Raw genomic sequence first — 9,309 nt, 5'->3', positions numbered from 1 at the left:
CGGGCGGCCTCGAGGGCCTCGCCGCGGCCCGGGACCCCCGACAGGGAGTCCGGCACGCCCAGGGCGGTCCGCGCGATCACCTCGGCGTCGCGCTCGTCGGTCTTGGCCTCGCCGGCGAACAGGCCGGCGGCGCGGCTGGCGGCGAGCCCGGGCAGGTGGGCGACCCCGAGCCCCGCGGCGCGGGCCCGCCTCACGGCGAGGGACCCTATGTTGCGGAACTGGTCGACGACGACGAGCGTGCCGGCGGGCGCGGAGGCGAACAGCGCGTCGAGCTCGGCCTCCCTGTTGCGGACGGGGGCGCTGGCCAGCACCTCCCCGTCGCGGTCGACCAGGCGGGCCCAGTGCGATGACTTGCCGACGTCCAGGCCGAGCACGGCCGCGGGCCTGGTGGATGGCGCTTTCACGGTGGTATCCTTCCGGTAGTCGTTCGACCGGATGGCCTCCCCCTCGGCACTCACATTACCAGCCGCGGCGCCTGCCCGGCACTTTCCTATCAGCCGTCGGGGGCGGCGCGTCCCGCGCCGGCAGCACCCAACGGGCCCTCTCGGGGGCAGGGACGTTCGGCCGTGCGCGGGCGCCCGGTCGGCGGCCCGTTCTGGGCGCGCCTCAATCGTAGCCCGAGACGGTCCCGGGCTGACAATTTCGACTGTAATGGACGTTCTTGAATGACTAGTCGTTAAAGAACGTCCCCAACGACTAGTAGCCACAAAAGCGGGCAACAGGCGCGAGCGGCTGCTCGCGAAAGACGCGCTCGACGGCGGCGCGGTATTCGTCGACCTTTTTGGTCTTGCGCACGAGCTTGTGCACGGTAGCGGGATCGGCGAAGGCACATTTGGCGTAGAACCACCATTCCTTCATGCGAAAGACCGCGTTGCCCCCAATCTCGTCCGCATAGGCCGCAAACAGCGTGTCGTGGAAGCGCTGCAACTCGGCAGCCGTGGCGGCAGAGCCGCCCTTAACCATGCGAGCCAGCGCGGGATTCGCGAGCAAGCCGCGCCCCAACATTACGTGGCGTGTTCCGGGATAGGCCCCCACCAGCGCATCCATGTCCTCAAGATCAAAGATGTCGCCGTTATAGGCCACGGGAAACGGCGCCCGCTCCAACGTCTCGCCGTAAAACTCTTTACGCGGCGAGCCCGTATAACGGTCCTTTTGCACGCGCGGATGCACGATCAGCTCTGCCAGCGGCATGCGGCAATAGAGGTCGAGCACGCGTTCGTACTCGTCATCGCTTTCCAACCCCAGCCTGGTCTTGACCGACACCGGCAAGGGCGAGCGTTCGCACACGTCGCTCAAGAACACCTCGAGCTCATCCAGGTTGCGCAGAAAGCCCGAACCCTTGCCTTTGGCAACAACCGTACCCGAGGGGCAGCCAAGGTTGAGATTGACCTCGCGGTACCCCATCTCGGCGAGCACCTGCGCCGCCCACACAAACTCGTCCGCATTCTTGGACATCAGCTGAGGTACTACGTTAAGCCCCTGGTTATTGGCAGGATCGACCTCTTTAAACGCCTTGCCACCAAAGCGGTTGCCCACCCGCGGCGGCGGCAAAAACGGCGTGTAATAACAATCGAGCGCGCCAAAGCACTCCGCATGCACGCGACGGAACACATGCCCGGTAATCCCCTCCATAGGGGCCAGCGATAAATTCATCAACATCCACTCTCAAATCAATGTGACAAAGGGACAGTCCCTTTGTCACATCCCATTCAAGCGGTTCAGGAACTCTTCGCAGGCGCGAGAACGCAGGCGATATTTTTTCCACACCAGATACGATGCAATGGTGAAGGGGCAAAAGGGCAGTCCCTTTGCCCCAAGTGCCGGCTACCGGACGCAAGCTAGTTGCCGTTCGCGAACGCCGCCCATATTTCGAGGTCTAATGCTTTTCCCGAGAAGTGAACGGCTGTATTTGGACCCCCGAAGCATTGACATTTTTAGGCGTCAAAACCGCAGGATTTGACTGGCAAAATCGCAGGAAATTGCACGCCAAAAGTGTCGATGCTTCGGGAGTCCGTTTTCACTCGTTCACTTCTCGGGAAAAGTATTAGACCTCGATTCCGCAGTCCCCGATGTGACAAAGGAACAGTCCATTTGTCACATTCAGAATTGCCCCCCCCCCCCCGCAATAGCTCATCGATGGCGGGATTCTCTATACTGGGTCACATATGACGGTATCGCGCCAAAGGAGAACGCCGTGACCACGTCGCAGATATCCCTGCTCGCGCTCATCTTGGTTGGGGGCATCGGCATCCTGCTTATCGGAGTGAGCGCGCTCATGAAGGCCGCCGCCCGCAAAAAAGCCAAGGCCTGTACCGCCGTGACCATGGGGACGGTCATCGACCATCGCTTTATGGGTGAAGGCAGAATGAATCCCGTTTTGGAATACACCGTCGACGGCACGCAATACCGCGCGAAAAAACAATTCCGTGGCATAAAGACCAAAAGCTTGTCGGGACTCCCCATCCGCACGCAAGCCACCGCCTACGAAGACGCCAAGGGCTGGCTGCACGTGCAGACAGGCCCCATCGCCCGCCTAGGCACCCTCGCGGAGCAGCTTTGGCCCCTCGGTAGCCAAATGACCGTGCACTACAACCCCAGCAACCCAGACAAAAGCTATGTCGAACGCCCCATCGTGGGCAACTTTGCCACACTGATGTTTAACATCGCAGGCTTCTTGCTCATCGCGATGAGCATCTTGCTCTATGTTCTTATCCAGCGCTAGCTCAAACTGATGCGCCCCGCGCCCCATGCGCCGCAACGACCGTTACGACACCAAGGATCAGCCATGGCAACACTTTCCGAACAAGAACGTAAGCGCATCCAGCGATACTGCATCTGTCCCAAGGTTGCCGGCGCGGCGCTTGCCATGGCATTCGTGCTGCCCTTATTGATTATTCCTTTCGAAATGATCGACGACATCGTCTTCCATCACGAAGGCTTCCAAGAGACGGGCATGATGACCGCCTTGGTGCTCACCGCCATCGAGCTCGTCATATTCTGCTACTGTGCCCTCGCGCCGCGTTTTGGCATGCGCGGCAAGCAGTGGAAGGAAATGCAGAACCGGCTCGCCATCGAGCAGAGCGAGAAAGACCGCTCGGCACAAATCGCAGGCGTTGTTGGCACGCAGGCCGCCGCACGCCTGCTCAAGAACAGCGACAACGAGACCGCACGCAACCTGGGCGGCGCGGCAGAAGTCGCCGCTGCCGTAGGCGCCGTCGCCACCGCGGCAGACGTGCTTGCCGAAAGCTTCGCCAACGCAAGGGCCATGGCAGAGGCCTGTGGCGTGCCTGTCCCCCGTGCAAAGAAGTGGGTCGTCGCGCTTGTGGCGCTGCCCCTCGCGATCGTGTGCGGCGCCTATATCCCGCAGCTGGCGCAGGGAAACATCGAGATGCAGGAGAACGCCGCGGCCGCGGCCGAGCAGATCGCCATCGCACGCAAGGCATTAGAGCCCTCATGCGAGTACGTGTCCGCCGATGACCCCTACGAGCGATATCAAGATTACGGCTATCACGTCCGCAGCTATCTGCACGACGGCGACTCCGATGCCCAGAAGACCTATACGTACCTGGATTTTGACAACAAGGGAACGCTCACGGAAGTGAGCTACGCGGCAGAGATCGACCCCGACGCGAGCCTTGAGGACAACCTCGCCCGCATCGAGCTCGACTTGGACGAACTTTCCTCTGTCGTCCAAACCGTAGACGTCAAGACCGTGAGTCCCGAGCTCCTAGCACCGCAAAAGCTCCCCGAAGAGTTTAGGCAGGCTTTTTTGAACGGTTCGCTCTACGAGAGAATCTCCATCAGGACGAGTGACAACCCCATCAAAACGTACTATTCGTTTGACACGGATCCCGAGGATGAATTTGACGAGTACACCCATCCAAGCATCCGTATCACATTGATGGGCAAAACGAGCTAGCCACCCAATGTGACAAAGGGACTGTCCCTTTGTCACATTATTCGGAGCGTAGGGCTTCCACAGGGTCTTTCTTGGATGCGCTGCGAGCCGGCAGCAGGCCGGCAACGACCGTCAGCAGCACCGAAATTACAATGAGCATCAGCGCGTCTTGAACGGGCAGGCTCATCAGGTTGGGCACCTGCTTGGCCGCAAGCGCCCAGGCATTAACCGGAAAGCTCACGGCCACCACGACGACAATGGCAAAGACGCCGGCAATGAGGCCTTCGATAAAGGTCTCGGCATTAAATACGTTGGCCACGTTGCGCTTTGACGCGCCGATCGCGCGCAGGATGCCAATCTCCTTTTTGCGCTCCAGCACGCTGATGTAGGTGATGATGCCGATCATGATGGAGCTCACCACCAAACTGATACTCACGAATGCGATGAGCACCAAGCTGATAGTATTCACGATGTCGGTCACCGAGCCCATGATGATGCCCATGTAGTCGGTATACGAGATTGCCTGCTCATCGTGGCCAGCAGCTTTGACCTGCTTGTTGTACGCATCGATGTAATCGAGCACGCGCTCCTTGGCCTCAAAGTCGCGCGGGAAAATCTTGACCGAAATGGGGTCCGCCTCGTCCGCATAGCCCAACGTGGTCAGATTGTTGTCGTAGGTGAGCTTCGACGCCTTGGCATAGCTCATCATGAGCGAGCTCAGATCCTCGGCGTCCATGTTGAAGTGGATGGCACGAGCAAAGGCGCCCGCATCCACGCGCATGGCGCTCGCCAGGTTGGCAAAACTCGAAGACATCTGCGTCGCCATTTGGTCCATGAACCCTGCCGCACCCGCCTTGAGCTGGGTTGATACCGTCGTCGCAATCTGCTCGCTGACCGCCTTCATCACCTGATCCATAGACTGCTGCAAATACGGAGCCAGCTGCTTTTGCACATAGTCGCCCATCACCTGCTGCAGACGCTCGGCCAAGGCATCGCCGCCCAACGCCTTGAGCTGAGCCAGGCATTGCTGGGCTGCGGCATCATTCTCAAGATACGCCGAGAATGCGGCAGCAAGCTTTGACGCGTCCTTAAGATCTTCGGGCGACAGCGCCTTAAACTGATCAGACTGCAGAAAGCCCTCAAACAGCTGGTTGGCAAGCGTTCCTACCTGCTGCATCTGCTCGGGCGTGAGTTCCAGACCGTCAAAGATGCCCGAGAAATCTGGGGCCGGCGCTTTGGCCATGATGTCGCTGAAGTCGATGTCCTTCCCAACGCCCGAAAGGTCAAGGTCCAGCCCGGACAAGTCGATACCAGAAAGGTCTATACCGCCGGCCGCACCCGAGAGCGCCGACGTATCGAACGAGAACGCACTCTTGAGCGCCGCTTCGTCCACACCGAACATGCTGCCCAAATCCACGCCCTGTTTGGCCTCGCCTTGCAGTTCATCGAAAGACTTGCCCGTAAAGACATCCGTCTCGGGGTGGGCAAGCTGCTCCTGCACGATTTGCGAATCGGCAGCACGCTCCATAAGCTGGCGAGTCAGCGCATGCGTATAGGCAATGCCCGGGGACAATGCGCTCGCGTTTGCCGCCTCGTTGGGTCGCACCACGCCCACAATGCGCACGTCAATACCGTCGGCAACCTTGGCTTTCATAAAGTCGGCGTCGCCAGACATGTCAGTCCACATGCCGGTCTCTTCGTTTTTGCGATAGGCATCGGCCGGCGACAACACCTTAAACGTCGTGGACAGTGCATCGTCGTAGGTAAAGTCGCTGCCGGTCTTGGGCGTCTTGACCTTGCCGTCGGCCGTCATGGCACTGTTAACCAGGTCGTTGAGCTCATCGATATCCAGCGCGCCGATGCTGTAGAGCGTGTAGTCGCCCACCGTTCCGCGGCTCGAAAGCACCATCACGGCCTCGTTGGCGGACGTAGGCCAATGGCCGGCAACGACATCGTACTGGCTGTCGAGCAGGCTCTGGTCGTCAATCATCTCGTTAAAGACCGACGTTCCCATGGAATCCATGCTCACCGTTGCCGCCGAGCTCGCGCCTCCGCTCATGGCCTCGGTCATAGCGTTGGGAACAAGGCGAACGGGCTTCTCGTCGCCCTTACTCGAACGATAGACAACCGGCGTCACGCCGTAACCATACTGAATAGCGTTGACCTCTTTGTCGATACCGTTGCCGCCGTCGTCAAGCCATGCCTTAAAGCTCGTCATATCGTTAGATTTAACACTTGCGAACATGTCCTTTACGGCCGTGACCACAGGGATCTTATCGGTCCCCTGAGCCTTGCCGCCGGTAGCGCCATCGGACGAGTCCTCGCCCTTGGACGCCTCCTCATCCGTGCCCCCCTGTCCGCCCATCATAGACGACAGGTCGTAATCTTGTTTGGAAATCGTAAGCGGGTAGCTTGAGAGCGTGTCCTCCTCGACCTTTTTGATGTAGCCGTTTACGCCGTTGGAGAGCGCCAGAATCGCCGCGATGCCAATAATGCCAATCGAACCTGCAAAGGCAGTCATGGCCGTACGGCCCTTCTTGGTCATGAGGTTTCGGGCAGAAAGCCCCAGCGCCGTCATAAAGCTCATCGAGGTTTTGCGCGTGGGTTTTGCCTCGCGATGTGCGACCGTGGCCACATCAAAGGGGTCGGAATCGTCGGTGACCTTGCCGTCCGCCAGGCTGACGATGCGCGTGGCGTACTGGTACGCCAGCTCGGGATTGTGCGTGACCATGATGACCAGACGATCGCGCGCAACGTCCTTGAGCAAATCCATAACCTGCACGGACGTCGTTGAATCCAAGGCGCCGGTCGGCTCGTCAGCCAGCACAATCTCGGGGTCGTTGATCAAGGCGCGGGCAATGGCCACGCGCTGCATCTGCCCGCCCGAAAGCTGGTTCGGGCGTTTGTCAACGTGCTCGCCCAGACCAACCGTCTCGAGCGCCTTACGCGCACGCTGGCGGCGCTCGGCATGTCCCACGCCCGTGAGCGTAAGCGCCAGCTCCACGTTTTCCAAAATGCTCTGGTGCGGAATGAGGTTGTAGCTCTGAAACACAAAGCCAATGCGATTGTTTCTGTAGGCATCCCAATCGCGGTCGCTGAAATCCTTGGTCGAGATGCCATCGATCAGCAGGTCGCCGGAATCGAAATGGTCGAGTCCACCAATGACGTTGAGCATCGTAGTTTTACCCGAACCCGAGGGACCCAGGATGGCTACAAACTCGTTATCGCGAAAAGACAGGCTTACGCTGTCGAGCGCTACCTGCGTAAACGACTGCGTAACGTACCTTTTGCAAATAACTCTGAGATCCAGCATGGACGGCAACCTCTCTCGCGCGGGCGCGCTCGCCCGCTCCCCCGCCGTTCACGTTCGGCGCGCTTGTCCTACTCTATCCTCATTTTTGGCCGATACCAGTGAGGAATGTAACGAACCGCGCCAAAAAACGAACGGGACAGCACGCCGCATGGCGCACCATCCCGCATATAACATCCCCGATGCGACAAAGAGGCTGTCACTTTGTCACATTCCAATGCGCGCTACTTTTCGAGCCCGCACGGCATAACGTTAGCGCTGCCGCGGCGAGCCTCAGTCACGGCTGCAAAGAAGCGATAGCCGCCCGAGAAGTTAAAGCACTCAAAGCCATGCTGCGCCAAAATGCGGCAAGCAATGTAGCTGCGAATGCCGCTCTGGCAAATCACGTAGACCGGCTTGGCCCGGTCGAGCTCGCTCAGGCGATTGCGCAGATCATCGACGGGAATGTTTACGAAACCATCGATATGCCCGCGCTCATACTCCCCTTCCGTACGAACATCGAGCAGCTGCACGCTGCCATCGCGTGGCAAGTTGGGCTCATCCTCCCAATGCCACTGCGCCAGTATGCCGCGATTGAGGTTCTCGATCATAAAGCCCGCCATATTGACGGGATCCTTCGCCGATGAATACGGCGGCGCGTATGCTAGGTCCAAATCCTTAAGCCTATCGCCGCGCATGCCTGCCTGGATGGCAGTCGCCAGAACGTCGATACGCTTGTCCACACCATCGATGCCCACGATTTGCGCACCCAGCAGGCGCAATCCCTGCTTCTCGAAGACAACCTTCATGGTCATGGGCGTTGCACCCGGATAATAACCCGCATGCGAACCGGGCGACAGGACCACGCTGTCGCAGTCAATTCCCGCCGCGTGTGCCGCCTTTTCGGATAGTCCCGTGCTTGCCGCCGTCAAGTCGAATACCTTGATAACCGATGAGCCCAACGATCCGAGGTAGCAGCTGTCCATGCCGGCTATGACATCGGCGACGACACGCCCCTGCTTGTTGGCGGGGCCGGCGAGCGAAATGACCGCGTCCTCGCCGGTCACCTGATGCGTGACCTGCACGGCATCGCCCACGGCATACACGTCGGCAGCAGAGGTCTCCATGCGGTCGTTGACCACAATAGCCCCCTTGATGCCCAGTTCGAGCCCCGCCTCTTGCGCCAGATGGCTCTCAGGTGCCACGCCAATGGCAAGCAGCACCATATCGGCTCCGATAGGGTCATCGCCCGCAACATGGGTGACAACGCGGCCATCAACTTCCTCAAAACCTGTCACATCGGCCTTGAGGCGCAGATCGATACCGTGCTCACGCACCTCGGTATGCAAAAGGGTCGCCATGTCGTAATCCAGGTTGTTCATAAGCTGGACGGGACGCTGCAGAAGGGTCACCTGGAGCCCCAGCTCGCACAGATTCTCCGCCGTCTCGACGCCAATGAAGCCGCCGCCGATCACGACGGCACTGCTCGGTCGCCGCTCTCGAACATAGCTGTGAATACGCAGCGTGTCCTCAACGGTGCGTAGGCTAAAGATTTTATCCGAGTCGATGCCCGGCAACGCAGGGCGGATCGGCTTTGCACCCGGCGACAGGATGAGCTTGTCATACGTCTCGACAAATTCCTCGCCCGTCAGCATATTGCGAACCTCGACCGTATGCGAATCGGGATGGATGGCAAACACCTCGTGACTCGTCTTGACCGCAATGCGAAAGCGATCCCAAAAGCCCTTGGGAGACTGCAGCGTCAATGCGCTCTCTTCTTCTATCACGCCGCCAATGTAGTACGGAAGCCCACAATTGGCATACGATACAAAACCCGTGCGCTCAAAGATGACAATTTGGGCCTGCTCGTCGAGTCTGCGCAAACGTGCCGCCGCCGATGCGCCGCCCGCGACGCCTCCAACGATAACCACCTTCATAGCTAACGCACCACCTTTCCCGTGTAGCCGCTTATGCCGCCGATATTCTTGACACTGCCATACCCAGAACGCTTAAGAAAACTCACAGCTTGGTTGCTTCGCGCACCGCTCGGGCAATGCACGAAAAGCTGCGTGCCCTTTCGACGTATACCCATGATGCTACCCCGAAGCAGAAAAAAGAGTCG

Annotated in this window: 6 protein-coding genes; 2 read left to right on the top strand and 4 right to left on the bottom strand. The window is 59.4% G+C overall.

All coding sequences use genetic code 11. The annotated features are described in order from the left end of the window. A partial coding sequence (locus tag DW136_RS07590) for a transposase (RefSeq protein ID WP_147351649.1) occupies nt 1-404 on the bottom strand: 404 nt, incomplete at its 3' end. Nucleotides 405-696: 292 nt separating this feature from the next. Next, nucleotides 697-1,653 carry a tRNA-dihydrouridine synthase gene (locus DW136_RS07585; RefSeq protein WP_117583392.1) on the bottom strand — a complete coding sequence of 319 codons (957 nt, stop codon included), beginning with the start codon at nt 1,651-1,653 and terminating at the stop codon, nt 697-699. A 541-nt stretch (nt 1,654-2,194) separates the two neighbouring features. Here DW136_RS07585 and DW136_RS07575 point away from each other — a divergent pair. After that, the gene (locus DW136_RS07575; RefSeq protein ID WP_118289351.1) at nt 2,195-2,722 is read left to right on the top strand and encodes a DUF3592 domain-containing protein; all 528 of its coding nucleotides are present in this window, start codon (nt 2,195-2,197) and stop codon (nt 2,720-2,722) included. A 63-nt stretch (nt 2,723-2,785) separates the two neighbouring features. Continuing rightward, entirely contained in the window at nt 2,786-3,919 is a 1,134-nt protein-coding gene (locus tag DW136_RS07570; protein WP_117583288.1) for a hypothetical protein, read from the top strand. 37 nt (nt 3,920-3,956) lie between these two features. On the opposite strand, the gene DW136_RS07565 is transcribed toward DW136_RS07570, so the two are convergent. Further along, on the bottom strand, nt 3,957-7,211 hold the full coding sequence (locus DW136_RS07565) for an ABC transporter ATP-binding protein/permease (protein WP_117716805.1): 3,255 nt from the start codon (nt 7,209-7,211) through the stop codon (nt 3,957-3,959). 221 nt (nt 7,212-7,432) lie between these two features. Further along, a complete protein-coding gene (locus tag DW136_RS07560; protein WP_117583290.1) occupies nt 7,433-9,124 on the bottom strand; it encodes an FAD-dependent oxidoreductase in 1,692 nt (563 codons plus the stop codon). Between the last annotated feature and the right edge of the window lie 185 nt (nt 9,125-9,309).

Source organism: Collinsella sp. AM12-1 (genome assembly GCF_003472325.1).
Lineage (GTDB): Bacteria > Actinomycetota > Coriobacteriia > Coriobacteriales > Coriobacteriaceae > Collinsella.
The sequence above is the reverse complement of the archived record's forward strand: the minus strand, read 5'-3'. Positions and strand labels throughout refer to the sequence as shown.

Bases quoted from the DNA above. Each gene is read 5' to 3' on its own strand.
- DW136_RS07585 (WP_117583392.1), bottom strand. From the start codon at position 1,653: ATGAATTTATCGCTGGCCCCTATGGAGGGGATTACCGGGCATGTGTTC.
- DW136_RS07570 (WP_117583288.1), top strand. From the start codon at position 2,786: ATGGCAACACTTTCCGAACAAGAACGTAAGCGCATCCAGCGATACTGC.
- DW136_RS07565 (WP_117716805.1), bottom strand. From the start codon at position 7,211: ATGCTGGATCTCAGAGTTATTTGCAAAAGGTACGTTACGCAGTCGTTT.
- DW136_RS07560 (WP_117583290.1), bottom strand. From the start codon at position 9,124: ATGAAGGTGGTTATCGTTGGAGGCGTCGCGGGCGGCGCATCGGCGGCG.